Source organism: Nonomuraea sp. MG754425 (assembly GCF_021699195.1).
Taxonomy (GTDB): Bacteria; Actinomycetota; Actinomycetes; order Streptosporangiales; family Streptosporangiaceae; genus Nonomuraea.
In genome coordinates this window covers 1-213 of sequence record NZ_SSXE01000633.1, presented here as the reverse complement: position 1 = coordinate 213, position 213 = coordinate 1, and the positions used below count along the sequence as shown (strand labels likewise).

The 213-nt window shown below is 67.6% G+C and carries 1 protein-coding gene; it reads left to right on the top strand.

Annotated features, from left to right (window positions below; all coding sequences use genetic code 11):
* On the top strand, positions 1 to 213 hold a 213-nt coding region (locus FAF44_RS54280), incomplete at both ends, for a hypothetical protein (RefSeq protein WP_237111261.1).

Sequence of the window (213 nt, the reverse complement as noted above, 5' to 3'; positions counted from 1 at the left end):
CAGAAGCGTAAGATCACCGACGGCGACAAGCTGGCCGGCCGGCACGGCAACAAGGGCGTCATCTCCAAGATCCTGCCGGTCGAGGACATGCCGTTCCTCGAGGACGGCACCCCGGTCGACATCATCCTCAACCCGCTGGGCGTGCCCGGCCGGATGAACGTCGGTCAGGTGCTGGAGACCCACCTCGGCTGGATCGCGGCCAGGGGCTGGGAC